The organism is Leptothrix toolikensis (SeqCode), assembly GCF_057922285.1.
Genome location: NZ_JBYSVC010000061.1, coordinates 1 through 14,741, shown reverse-complemented (window position 1 = coordinate 14,741; position 14,741 = coordinate 1). Strand labels below are relative to the sequence as shown.

At 62.3% G+C, this 14,741-nt stretch carries 18 protein-coding genes; 9 read left to right on the top strand and 9 right to left on the bottom strand.

What is annotated here, in order from left to right; all coding sequences use genetic code 11:
- The 6 genes from AC3VI7_RS09515 to argS all read right to left on the bottom strand — a co-directional run.
- Window positions 1-725 (bottom strand): RNA polymerase factor sigma-54 (locus AC3VI7_RS09515; RefSeq protein ID WP_489671482.1); only part of this gene is annotated, 725 nt, incomplete at its 3' end.
- An 18-nt stretch (window positions 726-743) separates the two neighbouring features.
- Window positions 744-1,514, bottom strand: a complete 771-nt coding sequence (gene lptB, locus AC3VI7_RS09510) for an LPS export ABC transporter ATP-binding protein (protein WP_489668345.1) — start codon at window positions 1,512-1,514, stop codon at window positions 744-746.
- On the bottom strand, window positions 1,511-2,122 hold the full coding sequence (locus tag AC3VI7_RS09505) for an LptA/OstA family protein (RefSeq protein WP_489668344.1): 612 nt from the start codon (window positions 2,120-2,122) through the stop codon (window positions 1,511-1,513). Before AC3VI7_RS09505 ends, lptB begins: the two co-directional genes overlap by 4 nt.
- Before the next feature lie 26 nt (window positions 2,123-2,148).
- Window positions 2,149-2,823: a thiol:disulfide interchange protein DsbA/DsbL gene (locus AC3VI7_RS09500; RefSeq protein ID WP_489668343.1), complete on the bottom strand. Its 675-nt coding sequence runs from the start codon at window positions 2,821-2,823 to the stop codon at window positions 2,149-2,151.
- A gap of 48 nt (window positions 2,824-2,871) precedes the next feature.
- Window positions 2,872-3,468, bottom strand: coding sequence for an SPOR domain-containing protein (locus AC3VI7_RS09495; protein ID WP_489668342.1), 597 nt, complete (start codon window positions 3,466-3,468; stop codon window positions 2,872-2,874).
- Window positions 3,469-3,488: 20 nt separating this feature from the next.
- The gene (gene argS / locus AC3VI7_RS09490; RefSeq protein WP_489668341.1) at window positions 3,489-5,174 is read right to left on the bottom strand and encodes an arginine--tRNA ligase; all 1,686 of its coding nucleotides are present in this window, start codon (window positions 5,172-5,174) and stop codon (window positions 3,489-3,491) included.
- Between the two features lie 37 nt (window positions 5,175-5,211).
- Here argS and AC3VI7_RS09485 point away from each other — a divergent pair, with 37 nt between their 5' ends.
- From AC3VI7_RS09485 to AC3VI7_RS09450, 8 genes are read left to right on the top strand one after another with little or no spacing between them, the layout of a single operon-like run.
- Window positions 5,212-6,573 (top strand): serine/threonine-protein kinase, encoded by a 1,362-nt coding sequence (locus AC3VI7_RS09485; RefSeq protein ID WP_489668340.1) that lies wholly within the window; start codon window positions 5,212-5,214, stop codon window positions 6,571-6,573.
- 42 nt (window positions 6,574-6,615) lie between these two features.
- Window positions 6,616-7,065, top strand: a complete 450-nt coding sequence (locus AC3VI7_RS09480) for a CopD family protein (protein ID WP_489668339.1) — start codon at window positions 6,616-6,618, stop codon at window positions 7,063-7,065.
- A 15-nt stretch (window positions 7,066-7,080) separates the two neighbouring features.
- Window positions 7,081-8,274: a VanZ family protein gene (locus AC3VI7_RS09475; RefSeq protein WP_489668338.1), complete on the top strand. Its 1,194-nt coding sequence runs from the start codon at window positions 7,081-7,083 to the stop codon at window positions 8,272-8,274.
- On the top strand, window positions 8,243-8,602 hold the full coding sequence (locus AC3VI7_RS09470) for a (2Fe-2S) ferredoxin domain-containing protein (protein WP_489668337.1): 360 nt from the start codon (window positions 8,243-8,245) through the stop codon (window positions 8,600-8,602). Before AC3VI7_RS09475 ends, AC3VI7_RS09470 begins: the two co-directional genes overlap by 32 nt.
- A 33-nt stretch (window positions 8,603-8,635) precedes the next feature.
- Window positions 8,636-9,295 carry an alpha/beta hydrolase gene (locus tag AC3VI7_RS09465; protein WP_489668336.1) on the top strand — a complete coding sequence of 220 codons (660 nt, stop codon included), beginning with the start codon at window positions 8,636-8,638 and terminating at the stop codon, window positions 9,293-9,295.
- Complete coding sequence (locus AC3VI7_RS09460) at window positions 9,292-10,449, top strand: D-alanyl-D-alanine carboxypeptidase family protein (RefSeq protein ID WP_489668335.1); 1,158 nt, start codon at window positions 9,292-9,294, stop codon at window positions 10,447-10,449. The genes AC3VI7_RS09465 and AC3VI7_RS09460 overlap by 4 nt, the downstream gene beginning before the upstream one ends.
- Before the next feature lie 50 nt (window positions 10,450-10,499).
- On the top strand, window positions 10,500-11,426 hold the full coding sequence (locus AC3VI7_RS09455) for an aminotransferase class IV (protein WP_489668334.1): 927 nt from the start codon (window positions 10,500-10,502) through the stop codon (window positions 11,424-11,426).
- Window positions 11,423-11,707, top strand: coding sequence for a DUF493 family protein (locus AC3VI7_RS09450; protein ID WP_489668333.1), 285 nt, complete (start codon window positions 11,423-11,425; stop codon window positions 11,705-11,707). Before AC3VI7_RS09455 ends, AC3VI7_RS09450 begins: the two co-directional genes overlap by 4 nt.
- 7 nt (window positions 11,708-11,714) lie before the next feature.
- On the opposite strand, the gene AC3VI7_RS09445 is transcribed toward AC3VI7_RS09450, so the two are convergent.
- From AC3VI7_RS09445 to AC3VI7_RS09435, 3 genes are all read right to left on the bottom strand, one after another.
- Complete coding sequence (locus AC3VI7_RS09445; protein ID WP_489668332.1) at window positions 11,715-11,924, bottom strand: DUF2788 domain-containing protein; 210 nt, start codon at window positions 11,922-11,924, stop codon at window positions 11,715-11,717.
- 74 nt (window positions 11,925-11,998) lie between these two features.
- Window positions 11,999-12,451, bottom strand: a complete 453-nt coding sequence (locus AC3VI7_RS09440) for an SRPBCC family protein (RefSeq protein WP_489668331.1) — start codon at window positions 12,449-12,451, stop codon at window positions 11,999-12,001.
- Window positions 12,452-12,591: 140 nt separating this feature from the next.
- The gene (locus AC3VI7_RS09435; protein WP_489668330.1) at window positions 12,592-13,572 is read right to left on the bottom strand and encodes an esterase/lipase family protein; all 981 of its coding nucleotides are present in this window, start codon (window positions 13,570-13,572) and stop codon (window positions 12,592-12,594) included.
- Between the two features lie 186 nt (window positions 13,573-13,758).
- On the opposite strand from AC3VI7_RS09435, the gene AC3VI7_RS09430 reads away from it, so the two are divergent.
- The coding region (locus AC3VI7_RS09430; protein ID WP_489671481.1) for an AMP-binding protein at window positions 13,759-14,741 on the top strand (983 nt) is incomplete at its 3' end.

Here is a 14,741-nt window from a genome sequence, read left to right as displayed (position 1 = left end):
ACGTGCTGGCGCAGTTGCAGCTGCAAGCATTCGCTCAAGTTACGTGCCCCCACCCCCGTGGGCTCCAGGCTCTGCAACCAATGCAAGGCGCAGCGCAGCTGATCCATCAAGGCTTCGCGCAGCGCTTGGGCGTCTTCAAACGACAAAGCGGCCGTCGCGTCTTGCAGCAGCAAGCCCTCCCAAAGCCGGGTGTGAATCTCTTCGAGCGGGTCGGCCAGATAGCCGTCGTCGTTGAGCGACTCGATCAGCGCTTCGACCAAAAAAGCCTCTTCGGCCGAAAGCCGCAGGCCCGCCACCTGCACGCGCAAATGGTCGGCCAGCGAGGCGCTCGCCGCTGTGCGTTCGCGCCAGTCGTCGGCGTCTTCATCGGTGCCAGAACCGGCTTGGCGCAGGCTGGGCAGATCGGCGATGCCGTCGAAATCGTCTTGCTCGGTGCCGTTTTCCCAGTCGTCGCGCGCCGTCACACCTTGGTCGAGCTGATCAAGACGCGGCGTGTCCGCTTCGGTACTTTCATCACGCGGGCTCACCCGCTCGGGCAAGGCGGAAGCTTCCAGGGACGGCAGCGAAGCGTCTTCTTCGACATCGAGGAACGGATTTTGTTCGAGCATTTGCTCGACCTCTTGCTGCAACTCCAGGGTCGAGAGTTGCAGCAGCCGGATCGACTGCTGAAGCTGCGGTGTCAGCGCCAGGTGTTGTGACAGGCGAACCTGGAGGGAGGCTTTCATCACCGCACCTTGCCACGCTTACATGCGGAAATGCTCACCGAGGTAGACCTTGCGGACTTCGGTGTTTTCAACAATCTCTGCGGGCGTGCCTTCGGCCAGCACGCTGCCTTCACTGATGATGTAAGCGCGATCACAAATACCCAGGGTTTCGCGGACGTTGTGGTCGGTGATAAGCACCCCGATGCCACGCGCCCGCAGGAAAGCGATATTGCGCTGGATCTCGATCACAGCGATCGGGTCCACACCGGCAAACGGTTCATCCAGCAAGATAAAACGCGGTTGCGTGGCCAAGGCCCGGGCGATTTCCACCCGCCGGCGCTCGCCGCCCGACAAGGCCAAGGCGGGGCTGTGGCGCAAACGCTCAATCGACAAATCGGCCAGCAAGCCATCCAAACGCTCGTTGACCTGCGCCGTGCTCAAGGCTTTACCGTTGGGGCCGTACTGCAACTCCAGCACCGCACGGATGTTGTCTTGCACCGACAGGCGGCGAAAGATCGAGGCTTCCTGCGGCAGATACGACAAGCCGAGCCGCGCACGCTGATGGATCGGCAAGTGCTCGACCGAGCGACCATCCAGCTCAATCGAGCCGGCATCGGCGCGCACCAAGCCGACGATCATGTAAAAACTGGTGGTCTTGCCTGCGCCGTTGGGGCCAAGCAAGCCGATGACCTCACCGCTGCCCACCGCCAGATGGACGTTCTTCACCACTTGGCGTGCGCCGTAGCGCTTTTGCAAGCCGTTCACCACCAAGCGGCTGGCGGGATTCACGCCCTCCTGTGGCCCGGTCAACGTCGATCCCCCTTGGGCACCGCAGGGGCTGAAGCCGCAGAGACCGCTGAAGCCGCTGGGGCTGCTTCACGCGGTGAAACCAGCCCGCGCACCCGGCCCCCCTTGACCCCCGCCGAAGACGCTGTGCCCAGCACTTCCCACACTTCGCGGTCATGGTCGTAGGCGATGGTGTGACCGGCCATCTCGTCGGCCAGCACCGCACCGCGCCAACGGCGCAGCACCGCTTGGCCCGATAACTTCACGGTGCCCGTGGTGGCGTCGTACTCCACCTGCATGGCTTGGCCCTCGACACGTTCGTCGCCCTCAAGGCTTTCGCGGCCTTCGCGCTTTTGCTCAAAGCGCGCGGGCACACCGTCTTGGCCCAAGGCGAGCACGTGCTCGCCTTGAGGGGTGGTACGCAACTCGACCTCGCCCGCGTGGATTTGCATCCCGCCTCGGCTGATCTCCACCCGACCGCTCAAGACCCGCAGCTTTTGCTTGTCGTCAATGCGCAATTGATCGGCCGAAAACAACAAGGCGGGCTGCCCGGCGTTGGCCGTTTTCTGCGCCCAGGCGGACCCTGCGCCCAACAGCATCAGCGCAAGCAAGCCGCTGCGAAGAGAAGACACCTTCCGACTCGTGCTCATCATCTCGATCAGCCGCCCTTGCGGATGCGATCAATCAGTTGATCGGCCAGCGTCAACACCCGCACCTGCTCTTCGGTCTCAGGCAAACCTGCACCCGCCATCGAGGGCGAGGTCAGGAAGCGGCCATGGATGCCCAGCGCTGGTACGCCGTCGATCTTGTAGGCCTCGGACAACTGCTTGCCTTGGCGCACCTTGGTCTGCACGCCAAAAGAGTTGTACATGTCGGTGAAGGCCTTGCGATCCAAGCCTTGAGCGACGACGAAATCAATGATGGCCTCAGGGCGATCCAGATGCGCCCCGTTTTGATGGATGGCTTGAAACACCTTGCGATGCACCGGCTCAACCTTGTCCATGGCTTCGAGCGTGGCGTAGAGCTTTTGCTGCGGCTCAAAAGCCGGTCGGAACGCCACGTGAACGCGCCTGAAGCTCACATCGGCCGGCAGCTTGCGCAGCCATTCCCCCAAGCTCGGCTCGAAAGCATTGCAATGCGGGCAGCCGTACCAGAAGAACTCGACCACCTCGATCTTGCCCTTGGGCACCGTCACCGGCAGCGGCTGGGCGAGGCGCTGATAGTGCCTGCCTTCTTGGAAGTTGCCTTGGGCAAAAGCAGCGACACCGTTCGATGCCAGCCATGTACCCACCACCCCTTGGGTGCTCTTGGCGATGAAGTTGCGACGATCCATGTTGAAAAATTCCTTTGCTCTTTGCATTGCACTGCTGGGGACAGCGCCTTAGCGCGGCACGGGGACCAAGGTGGCATCCCGATAGCCAGCCTCTGCGGCTTGACCGCGTACCGCTTCGGCTTCGTCACGGGCCTCAAAAGGCCCGATGCGCACCCGGTACACCGTTCGGCCGGTCTGTTCTCGCTCAGTCACACGTGCGGTCAGACCCGACATGGCCAGCTTGGCCCGTTGCTGCTCCGCATCCTCGTTGTGGGCATAGGCCCCGACTTGGATGTAGTACTGAAACGGATCAGGCCCAGCTTGGGCTGACACGGCACTGGCCGCACGCAACATCCAACCCCCGGCACTGGCCGCCACACCGACAGAACTCGCAGCGCTCGCCACCGAGGCCGCGACATAGCTCGCTGCCATACCGACCGCTGAGGCCGCTTTGCCATGGAGCTGCGTGTTCGGATCCCAATTGCGGTTCTTTTCAACTTCTGCCACGTCTTGCTCGGCGGTGCGCTGCGGCACTTTGTCCAAGAACGGCACGGGGGCCTTGGTGATGTAGATCGCCAGCACCAGGGCCACCGCCAAGCCAAGCAAGATGCCCAGCCCAAGCCCAAGCATGAAACCGTTGCGGCCCGCCTTCACTGTCTCTGTCATGTCGTCGATCCTTGCGTGGGTCACATCTTGCGTGGGGCGCTCACCCCAAGCAGCGCCAGCGCGGAGCGCAGCACTTGGGCGGTGGCAGCCAGCAAAGCCATACGCGCCCGGCTCAAGGCGGCGTCATCCACCAAGAAACGCTCGGCCGAGTAATAGCCGTGGAACAACCCGGCCAGATCGCGCAGGTAAAAAGCCACGTCGTGCGGTGCCAAATCGGCCGCCGCCCGCCCCAGCATCTCGGGGTAGTCGGCCAGCTTGTTCATCAAGGTGGCTTCGCTCGGTGCCACCAGCAGACTCAAGTCCGCTTGGGCCAAGGCCGCTTGATCGCCGCCCCGGGTTTGGCTCCATTGGTCCAACACCGAGCAGATGCGCGCGTGGGCGTACTGGACATAGAACACCGGGTTTTCGTCGTTCTTTTGCAGCGCCAAATCGACATCGAAGGTGTATTCGGTATCGGCCTTGCGGCTGATCAGGAAGAAACGCACCGCGTCCTTGCTGGTCCACTCGATCAAGTCACGCAAGGTCACGTAAGAGCCGGCGCGCTTGGAGATCTTGACCTCCTCGCCGCCGCGCATCACCCGCACCATGGTGTGCAGGATGTAATCCGGAAAACCCGCCGGAATGCCCAAGCCCGCAGCCTGCAAGCCGGCCCGCACCCGGGCGATGGTGCCGTGGTGGTCGGTGCCTTGGATGTTGATGGCGCGGGCGTAGCCCCGTTCCCACTTGGTGATGTGATAGGCCACATCGGGCACAAAGTAGGTGAAACCGCCGTCGGACTTGCGCATCACGCGGTCTTTGTCGTCACCGTAGTCGGTGGTGCGCAGCCACAGCGCACCCTCGTGCTCAAAGGTCTTGCCAGCCTCGCTCAGGCGCTGCACCGCCGCCGCCACGCGCCCGCTGGTGTAGAGGCTTGACTCTAGGTAGTAGTTGTCGAAGCGCACCCCGAAGGCTTTGAGGTCCAGATCCTGCTCGTGGCGCAGATAGGCCACGGCGAATTCGCGGATGTTGTCCAGATCCTGCGGATCACCCGAAGCGGTGAAGGTGCGGTCATCGGCCTCGACCGTCTTACCGGCCAGGTAGTCGGCGGCGATGTCAGCGATGTAGTCGCCGTTGTAGGCCGACTCCGGCCAGCCTGCGTCACCGGGCTTGAGGCCATCAATGCGCGCCTTGGTCGAAAGCGCCAAGGTTTGAATCTGCACCCCGGCGTCGTTGTAATAGAACTCGCGCAACACCCGCAGGCCTTGGGTCTCGAAGACGTTGCACAGCGCATCTCCCAGCGCCGCTTGGCGGCCGTGGCCGACGTGCAGCGGGCCGGTCGGGTTGGCCGAGACAAATTCGACCATCACGCCGCTGTCTTGGACCGGGGCGCGGCCAAAGGCGTCACCCTCGCCCAGCACCGAAGCGACCACGCCTTGGCGGGCGGCAGGCTTGAGGCGCAGGTTGATGAACCCCGGGCCGGCGATCTCCATCGCATCGACCCAACGCTCAAAAGCAGGCTTGGCCGACAAGGCGGCGATGAGCTGCTGCGCCAGCTCGCGCGGATTGCGCTTGAGCGGCCGCGCGAGCTGCATGGCGGCGGTACAGGCCAAGTCGCCGTGGGCGGCTTGTTTGGGGTTTTCGAAAGCGGGGGCGAGCGTGGAACCGGGCACCAGTTCAACCAGCGCCTCACCCAGCGCGGCAAGCAGTTCTTTTTTGGCTTGAATCATGCCGGGATTCTACGGGTCGGGTACAACGACGCTGATCATGAATACCTCGCCCATCCTTAGCTCCTCAGCCAGCTCCACCGCCCTGCCTGAGCGCATCGGCAAATATCAAGTCCTGCAACGCTTGGGTGAAGGGGCCACGAGCGAGGTTTTTCTCTGCCACGATCCGTTCAAAAACGAGGATGTGGCCATCAAGCGCATGCGCTTGCACATGCAAGGCAGCACAGTCGCCGACAACGTCTTCGAGCATTTTTTCGCCTCGGAAGCCGCCTTGGCAGGGCGACTCAACCATCCCAATGTCGTGCGCATCCACGACGCCGTGGCCGATCCCGGCGGAGCCTATCTGGTGATGGATTACGTGCCCGGTACGACGCTCAAAACCTATTGCCGCCCCGACCAATGGCTGCCGCTGGATCAGATCGTCGAAATCGGCTTTAAGTGCGCCATGGCCCTGAACTACTGTTTCCGCCAAGGGCTGATCCACCGTGACATCAAACCGGCCAACATCTTGGTGGTGGCGCACGACCAGCACATCGACGATGTGCGCATCAGCGATTTCGGCAGCGTCTTGAACCTACGCTCCGACGCCACGCAGGTGTTCCGGGTCGGCTCGCTGGCCTACATGTCGCCCGAACAACTCGACGGCGACGATTTGGACTGCCGCGCCGACATGTATGGCTTGGGCGCGGTGCTCTTTCATCTTCTTGCCGGCCGACCGCCCTTCATCGGTAGCAGTCAGGCGAGCTTGATGCATCAAGTTTGCTTTGATCCCGTCCCGAGCCTGATCGGCGTGCGCTCCGATGTCACCGAAGCCTTCGATACGGTGGTGCGGCGCGCCTTGGCCAAAAAAGCTGCTGATCGCTACGCCGACTGGGACCAATTTGCCGAGGCGCTCTCGGCGCTGGTGCGCAGCAGCCACACGGTGGGCGACAACACCTCGACCCAAGATGTGCTCGACTCAGAACGCTTCCATTTGCTGCGCAGCTTGGAGTTTTTTGTCGGCTTTGATGACGTGGCGCTGTGGGAAGTGGTGCGCCGCGCCCATTGGCAACGCTTTCGCCCCGGCACCACCCTGTCGCGCAAGGGTGAAACAGATCCAACCTTTCACATCATCGCCAGCGGTGCGGTCGAGATCTACCGCGAAGGCCAGCGCGTCGCCCATTTGGCCGCAGGCACCACGGTGGGTGAGATGGCCTACTTGGCACCGAACCCAGAAATGCGCGTGCGCAGCGTCGATGTGATCGTCACTGAAACCGCCACCACCATGTCCTTCACGCCCGAATCCCTCGCCCAACTCAGCGCCAGCTGCAAACCGCTGTTCGATCAGGCCTTTATCAAGGTGCTGGTGCGCCGCTTGCACGCCGCCCACGAAGCCCTGGCCCACCCGCGCCGGATTCTCTAAGGGCTGTGCGACACTGACGCAGACCCATTTTCATCACGCCCCATGCCCTATCTCTGGCTCAAAGCCCTGCACATCGTCTTCATCGCCAGCTGGTTTGCCGGGCTGTTTTACTTGCCACGCTTGTTCGTCAACTTGGCCATGGTGGAGCCCGACAGCCACGCTGAACGCGAACGGCTGCTGCTGATGGCGGCCAAGCTGCAACGCTTCTCACACGGGCTGATGCTGATCGCTTTGCTCAGCGGCCTGGGCCTGTGGCTGGGTTACGACCTCTGGTCGCTGCGTAGCGGACAAAACGGCCCGCACGCTTGGTTGCATGCCAAGCTGACGTTGGTGGCGGCGGTGGTCGGCTATCACGTCTACAACCAACGCCTGCTGGGGCAATTCAAACGCCAAACCAACCAGCGTTCGCACCGCTGGTTTCGGGTTTACAACGAAGGCTCGGTCTTGCTCTTTGCCGCCATCGTCGTGTTGGTGGTCATCAAACCGTTCTGAACATGGGCCGCCGCCATGGCCCTCACACCCGTCTCAACCCCTGAGCGCTATCACTCCTCGGCGTGGCCGGTGGCGTGGATCTGGATTGGCCTGATCGTCTACGCCAGCCTGCACCCGTTCAGTGGCTGGCGCTCCTCGACATCGGACTGGCTCAGTCTGCTGTGGCTGCCCAAGCCCCACTCTTCGCACTTTGACCTCTGGAGCAACCTCTTGGCCTATGTCCCGCTGGGCCTGCTGATGACGGTGGGCGGGTTGCGCGCGGGGGATCGTGGCAGGTGGGCGGCCCTCAAAGCCACGCTGGCTGGGTGCTTGCTATCGCTGTTGATGGAGTGGACCCAAAACTTCCTCCCCATGCGCGTGCCTTCGCGCCTCGACTTGGCCATGAACAGTCTGGGCACCTGCGGCGGCGCGCTCATCGCCTTGCTGCTCAACCGCGCCGGTTGGCTGTTGCGCTGGCAAACCTTGCGCGACGCTTGGTTGTTGCCCCATGGCACCGTGGGCATCGCCCTGCTGCTGTCTTGGCCGATTGCCCTGTTGTTTCCACCGCCCTTGCCCTTGGGGATGGGCCAAGGCCTGAGCCACTTGAGCGAAGCCGTCATCGAGCTGCTGGCCGATACCCCTTGGGCCGACTGGGTGCCGCAACCTTTGCCCAGCGATGGCATGACCCTCGGCACAGAAATGGTCGCCATCGCCTTGGGGGTGCTCGCCCCTTGCTTTGTCGCCTTTGAGATGAGCCGCAGCCTGCGCCGGCGCTTGGCCTTGATGGTGGCCCTGATCAGCGCAGGCCTGATGGCCACCACTTTTTCTACGGCCCTCAATTTCGGCCCGGACCATGCCTTGGCTTGGATCACCCCTGCCGTGCCGTCAGGCCTCGGCTTGGGTCTGCTTTTGGGCGCAGGCCTGGCTTGGTTACCGCGCCGCTTGGTCGCGGCCATCGGCCTGATTGCTCTGACGCTTTTGATCGATTTTGTGAACCAAATCCCCAACGACCCCTATTTCGCCCTCAGCTTGCAAAGCTGGGAACAAGGGCGCTTTATCCGCTTGCACGGCGTGGCCGAATGGCTGGGTTGGGGCTGGCCTTTCGCGGCGATGGCTTTTTTGATCTACCGCCTTGCGGGCGGGGCTGAAATCGCGCATTCGGCGACTGCGGCAGCACCGACCTTTCTACAATCGCGCCATGAACACCCTCCCCACGGCCCCACCGGCTGAATCCACGCCTTATTACCCACACCACATCTTTTTCTGCCTGAACCAGCGCGATAGCCAAGCGTGCTGTGCAGACCAAGGCGCAGAGGCGGCCTTCGAACACTGCAAGATGCGCGTCAAGGCCGAAGGCCTCGCCGGTCCCGGCCAAGTCCGCGTCAACCGGGCGGGCTGTTTGGACCGCTGCGCGGGTGCCCCCGTGGCAGTGGTCTACCCCGAAGGGGTTTGGTACACCTTTGTGGACAAGGCCGACATCGACGAGATCATCGACAGCCACCTCAAAAAGGGCCAAATCGTCGAACGTCTCTTGCTGCCTGATGACGTCGGACATTGAACGCCGGCGTCACCCAAGCCCCCCAGATATCCCATGAACGCGCATACCCAACGCCTGCTTTGCCCCGGTCCGGTCGGGCTGATTGAGTGCGCCTTGGACATACCCGCCGCCAGCACAGCGCGGCGCGGCGTGGCCGTGATTGCCCATCCGCATCCGCTGTTTGGCGGCACGATGGACAACAAGGTGGTGCAAACCGTGGCGCGTGCGTTGCTGCAACTCGGCTACAGCTGCGTGCGCTTTAACTTCCGGGGCGTGGGGGCCACCGAGGGTAAGCACGCCGAAGGTCTGGGCGAATGTGAAGACATGCTGGCCGTGATCGCCGCGCACCGCATGCCGAACGTGCCGCTGGTCTTGGCCGGTTTTTCTTTCGGGGCCTACGTCACCACCTTGGCCGCCGAAAAGCTCAGCGGCGACGACCAAGCCGAGCGACTGATCCTCGTCGGCCCCTCCACCCAGCGCGCCACCCCGGCCAACGTCCCCGCCAACACCTTGGTGATCCACGGCGAAACCGACGAGGTCGTGCCGCTCAGCGCCACCCTCAATTGGGCTCGCCCCCAACACCTGCCGGTGGTGGTGATGCCCGGCGTGGGTCACTTTTTTCATGGTCAATTGCCCCAGCTGCGCGACGTGATCGTGCGCAGTTGGCACGCCCCATCCCAAGCTCTGCTTGCTTCGCCTTTGCCGCCCCGATGAATCGTCTCCTGATCCTTTGCCTGAGCCTCTTGATGGGCCTCGTGTGTGTGCCCACCAGCCATGCCCAAGCCCTGCAAGCCCCAGAAATCGCGGCCCGCGCTTACGTGCTGCTGGATGTGACCGCTGGTCAAGTGTTGGCCAGCCGCGAAGCCGACACCGCCGTCGAGCCAGCTTCGCTCACCAAGCTGATGACCGCCTACTTGGTCTTCCAAGCCTTGGAGCAACATCAACTCACCTTGCAACAAGAACTGGTGGTCTCAGAGCGCGCTTGGCGCACCGGCATGACCGAGTCCTCGCGCATGTTCATCCAAGTGGGTACGCGGGTGGCGGTCGAAGACTTGATCCGGGGCATGATCATCCAAAGTGGCAATGACGCCACCGTCTTGCTGGCCGAAGCGGTTGGCGGCTCGGTGGAAGCCTTTGTCGAGCGCATGAACCGCCAAGCCTTGGCCTTTGGCTTGAAGAACACCCAGTTCAAGAACCCGGAAGGCTTGCCAGCGGCAGGTCATGTCAGCACCGCGCGCGAGCTGGCCATCATCGCCGCCCGGCTGCTGACCGATTTCCCCGAGCGGGTCGGTTACTACCGGCAAAAGGAATTCACCTACAACAAAATCACCCAAGGCAACCGCAACTTGCTGCTTTGGCGCGACCCAAGCGTCGATGGCCTCAAGACCGGCTACACCGACGCCGCCGGCTACTGCCTGATCGCCAGCGCCAAGCGCGACTTGCCCAACGGGGCGCGCCGGCTGATCTCGGTGGTCTTGGGCGCAGCGTCTAAGGAAGCGCGTGCCAATGAGAGCCAGAAGCTGCTCAACTGGGGCTACGCCAACTTCGACATGATCAAGTTGTTCGATGCCCGCCAGACGATCAGCACCGCCCCAGTCTGGAAGGGTGCCAAGTCCACCGCCCTGCTCGGCTCCCTCACCCCGGTCTACGCCTTGGTGCCCCGAGGGATGGGCCAACAGATCAAAACCGAACTGACCCGCACCGATCCGCTCATCGCGCCGCTAGAAGTCGGTCAACGCATCGGTGTGCTGAAAATAAGTGCCCCCGGTCAGCCCACCGCTGAAGTGCCGCTCACGGTCATCGAAGCCGTGCCGGTGGCTGGTGTGGTGGGCCGTTTATGGGATAGCCTGCGACTGTTCCTGAAGTAAACCGTACGACCACCGCGTACAAAACCATCGGTCCTGAGGAGGAAAGCGTCATGCCTGCCACGAAAGTCATCCTGAACGACAGCCCCTGCTACCTCAACGGGGCGTGGTGTACCTTGGGTACCGCGCAGATTTCCGTCCTCGACCGAGGTTTCCTTTTCGGTGACGGCATCCATGAGGCGCTGGCTGTTCATGCGCTGCGGCTGTTTCGCTTTGACGCTCACATGGCCCAGCTAGAACACGCCTTGGCCGTGGCCCGTATCCCCAACCCCTTTGACCGCGCGGGCTGGCTGGCCTTGCTGCGTGAGCTCATCAGCCGGGCGGGTGGTGCCGAACAGCGCCTGCACATCCACGTCACGCGGGGCCGGGCCTTGCAGTCGCACGACTTGCAACCCAGCTTGGTGCAAGGCCTACCCCCCAGCGTGTTCCTGATGAGCGAGCCCGCTTCAACCCCCAGCGCCGAGATGCGCCATCACGGCGTGGCCTGCATCACCGCCCCGGACTTTCTCTGGGACCGCCGTGACATGGGCTCAACCTCCCTCTTGGGTCACTTCATGGCGCATCAATTGGCGCATGACCAAGGAGGGGTCGAGACGATCTTGCTGCGCGATCACGGCCATGGCCGGGTGGATGTCACCGGCGGCGCGCTCGCTGATGTCTGGATCGTGTTTGAAGATGCCTTGATCGGCGGCCCGACATCGGTGTATCGCCCCGGAGATACGCCGGTCGATGGGCTGCGTGAACTGGCCGAAAACGCGGGCATCGCTTGCCATCTGCGCCCCATCACCGCCACCGAACTACACAGCGCCAGCGAGATTTTGCTCAACCACACGGACCGCGAACCGCTGGCCGTCACCCGCCTCGACGGCGAGGCGGTGGGACACGGCACGGCACGGGGTCGCCCCGGTCCGGTCTATGCCCGTTTGGCGCAGGCTTACCGCCAAGCCCACATCGAACAATCCCTTGACGTTGCCCCATGAGTACCCAGAACTGCATCTCCCCCGAACAGTCGCCGATCAAATACCCTTGCGCTTTTCCCATCAAGGTGATGGGGCCCCAAGTGGCGGGTTTTGCCGAAACCATTGCAGCGGTGGCGCGCCAATTTGATGCCGGGTTTGACCCGGCGACGATGGAGCAACGCCCGAGCAGCCAAGGCACCTATCTCGGTCTGACGATCACGATCCACGCTACCAGCCGCGAGCAACTCGACGCGCTTTACCGCGCCTTGACCAGTCATCCGATGGTGAAGTACGTGCTTTGAGGGTGGGTTAGATGCCCCACCACCACGTGATCACGCTCTTGGCGATGAAGCCGACCATGCCGAAGGCCAGCACGACGAAGAGAATGAAGGTGCCAAACTTGCCCGCCTTCGATTGATAAGCGAGGTTGCCGACGATGAACAACATGTAGAGGATGAAGGCACCCACCCCAAAGGTCATGCCGAAATCGGTGATTTGCTCTTCAGTGAAACCAAACATGACGGGGCTCTGGGAAAGATGAAGGGGGCGATGATAAAGCCCCTCGTTCAGCCTGGGTATCGTGCCAAACCCGCTTAAGCCTTGCTGATGAGCGCCAAGCGGGCCAAGCCGGACTCCAAGTCCCGGCCAACCCAGCGATCCAAGGCCAAACCGAACCAACGCATCATCGGGTTGTGCCCCAGCTCCGCATCGAGGCTCCACGTGATCCGTGTCCCCAGCGGCATGGGCTCCAATCGAAAAGCCCCTCTAGCTTGCGAGCCCATATCCACCCACGTGAGCGTGTAGGTCAATAGCTTGGGCGACTCTGCCGCGTCAAATCGCACCTTCAAGGTGGGATTTTTGCTGGACCATGGCGACCAAGTCGTCCATTGCTGCGGATCGGCAATCAAACCCCAGACCCGTTGCACAGGTGCCGAAATATCGAGACTGCGCTCCACGTGGCGGTGGCTCGGCAACAAAAACGCCAAGCCCACAAAGATCCCGAGCAAAACGATCATGGCTTTCAAGACGTTGAACAACCAAAGCATGAGAGGACTCCTTGGGATCAAAGGTAACAAAATGGTAACTTGTTACAATCTAATCGCCTCGGCTGCATCTGGCAAGAGAAATGCGCTGTGCTTACCCTCGTCACACCCCGAATAGGGTGTCGGTGGTGGGTGTCGGGGTTTTACCGAGGCCCTATGTCAAAAGAGGAAACGCACACCGGCAGTTTTTCTTGCAGCAGCCGCAAGACCTCCCGACGTACCGGCCGCTCGAAAGCCATTTGCCAATGGCCGCACCCCGACAGCGACAAGACCTTGGCATCCGGCAAGATCCCCAAGGACAAGGGCAGCAAGGTGACATCGGCATCGCTATGCACACACACGAAGCGACTGCGCCAGCCCACGGTCTCCTGAGCGGCCAAATCGGCCAACCACTCACTGCCCGGGCTCAACTGGCGGACTTTGCAGCTCCAGCCCCAAGCGGTCAGCGCAGAGCCCTGATGTGGGCAAGCCACCGTCACCACCGCATGCACCCTTTCCGTGGCCAAGACGGCCGACATGCCTTGCCGCCGCTGCCAGCGCCACCAAGCGCGCACCGCCACGCCCCCCATGCCGTGGGTGACCACCAAAGGCGATAAACCTGTGCTGGCTTCCAAGGCTTCGACCGCCAGCTCGATTTGGGGGGCATAGGCTTCGATAGAGCCGATCACTGGATCCAAGCTCACGCTCATGCTGGCATGACCGCGCCGATGCAGGGCCTCCTGCCATTCGGCCCAAAACCCCCGATTGCTGCCGTAGCCATGGACGAAAAGCACGCCGCGCAAGCCGGGGTAGCTGCGTGCATCGGGCTGGTCTTTTTCCTTGAACGGCAAGCGCCAGCAAAACAAGCGCAACCACCAGCGCACTTCCATCCACCCGATGTGGGCCCATGTCCAAGACCGTGAGGCCAGCGCAGGCTCTTGGTGACGCCACCGAACGGCCGACCACGCCACCACGCCCCCGATCAGCCAGACCGGCGCGAGCCCCACCCCCAGCATCGCGACCATGGCCCAAACACCACCCATCTGCGTCCCGACCACCCATCCGGTCAACAAGCACAACCCCAACCAAGTCGTCAAAGCCAGTCGCAACAAGGGGACTGAGCCCAAGCGTATGTTTAGTGTCATGGAGAAACGCGACACCTCTGAATGAGGGATCACGGTGTATTTAGTTTAACTGGGCATCATGGAAGCTCATCCGGGTCCAAAATTCCCTGACGCTAGGAAAACCCCCGAGAGATCGCCACCCGACAAAGACGAACAATCCCCCACCGAAGCGGCCTAAGCCGCCGGCCTTGCCTGGAGAGAGACATCATGAACACCATCGCCCGCAAACCTTGGCTGAGCCAGTACCCCGTCGGCGTTCCCGCTGAGATTGATCTTTCAGGCTACACGAGCTTGGTGGATCTGCTCGAAACCGCCTTCCGAGAACATGCTCCGCTGGAGGCTGCATCGTTCATGGAACAGTCTTTCCGCTATCAAGACATCGACAGCCACTCGATGGCTTTGGGCGCTTGGTTGCAAAGCTTGGGGCTGCCCAAGGGCGCGCGGGTGGCACTGATGATGCCCAACGTGCCGCAGTATTTGGTCGCGATTGCAGCGGTGCTGCGCGCGGGCTACACGGTGGTCAACGTCAATCCGCTCTACACCCCGCGTGAGTTGGAGCATCAACTCAAAGACTCGGGCTCGGACGTCATCATCATTCTTGAGAACTTCGCCCACACCTTGGCGCAAGTCATCGACCACACCCCCATCAAGCACGTGATCTTGGCCGCCATGGGCGACATGCTGGCCTTCCCGCGCAAGCAGTTGGTGAACTTTGTCGTGCGCCATGTGCGCAAGCTGGTGCCCGCCTTCGATCTGCCCTCCAGCAGCCAGCGGCAGGTGATTCGCTTCAACACCGCCTTGGCCCAAGGCCAACACAAAACCCTGACGCGCCGGGCCATCGGGCTCGATGACATCGCCTTCTTGCAATACACCGGCGGCACCACCGGCGTGTCGAAGGGTGCCGTGCTGCTGCACCGCAACGTGCTGGCCAACACGCTGCAATGCGAAGCCTGGTTTCGGCCACGCATCGACGCCATCGGCCACCGGCATCTGACGATGGTCTGCGCGCTGCCGCTGTATCACATCTTCGCGCTGACGATCTGCTACTTCATCGGCTGCCGGCTGGGATGCAGCAATGTCCTGATCCCCAACCCGCGCGACATCCCCGGCTTGGTCAAGACGCTCAGCAAGCACCGCATCAACATGTTCCCGGCCGTGAACACCCTGTTCAATGCGTTGGTGAACCACCC

Bases quoted from the DNA above. Each gene is read 5' to 3' on its own strand.
- argS (WP_489668341.1), bottom strand. From the start codon at position 5,174: ATGATTCAAGCCAAAAAAGAACTGCTTGCCGCGCTGGGTGAGGCGCTG.
- AC3VI7_RS09470 (WP_489668337.1), top strand. From the start codon at position 8,243: ATGAACACCCTCCCCACGGCCCCACCGGCTGAATCCACGCCTTATTAC.
- AC3VI7_RS09480 (WP_489668339.1), top strand. From the start codon at position 6,616: ATGCCCTATCTCTGGCTCAAAGCCCTGCACATCGTCTTCATCGCCAGC.
- AC3VI7_RS09475 (WP_489668338.1), top strand. From the start codon at position 7,081: ATGGCCCTCACACCCGTCTCAACCCCTGAGCGCTATCACTCCTCGGCG.
- AC3VI7_RS09500 (WP_489668343.1), bottom strand. From the start codon at position 2,823: ATGGATCGTCGCAACTTCATCGCCAAGAGCACCCAAGGGGTGGTGGGT.
- AC3VI7_RS09455 (WP_489668334.1), top strand. From the start codon at position 10,500: ATGCCTGCCACGAAAGTCATCCTGAACGACAGCCCCTGCTACCTCAAC.
- AC3VI7_RS09445 (WP_489668332.1), bottom strand. From the start codon at position 11,924: ATGTTTGGTTTCACTGAAGAGCAAATCACCGATTTCGGCATGACCTTT.
- AC3VI7_RS09460 (WP_489668335.1), top strand. From the start codon at position 9,292: ATGAATCGTCTCCTGATCCTTTGCCTGAGCCTCTTGATGGGCCTCGTG.
- AC3VI7_RS09450 (WP_489668333.1), top strand. From the start codon at position 11,423: ATGAGTACCCAGAACTGCATCTCCCCCGAACAGTCGCCGATCAAATAC.
- AC3VI7_RS09435 (WP_489668330.1), bottom strand. From the start codon at position 13,572: ATGACACTAAACATACGCTTGGGCTCAGTCCCCTTGTTGCGACTGGCT.
- AC3VI7_RS09495 (WP_489668342.1), bottom strand. From the start codon at position 3,468: ATGACAGAGACAGTGAAGGCGGGCCGCAACGGTTTCATGCTTGGGCTT.
- AC3VI7_RS09485 (WP_489668340.1), top strand. From the start codon at position 5,212: ATGAATACCTCGCCCATCCTTAGCTCCTCAGCCAGCTCCACCGCCCTG.
- AC3VI7_RS09440 (WP_489668331.1), bottom strand. From the start codon at position 12,451: ATGCTTTGGTTGTTCAACGTCTTGAAAGCCATGATCGTTTTGCTCGGG.
- AC3VI7_RS09465 (WP_489668336.1), top strand. From the start codon at position 8,636: ATGAACGCGCATACCCAACGCCTGCTTTGCCCCGGTCCGGTCGGGCTG.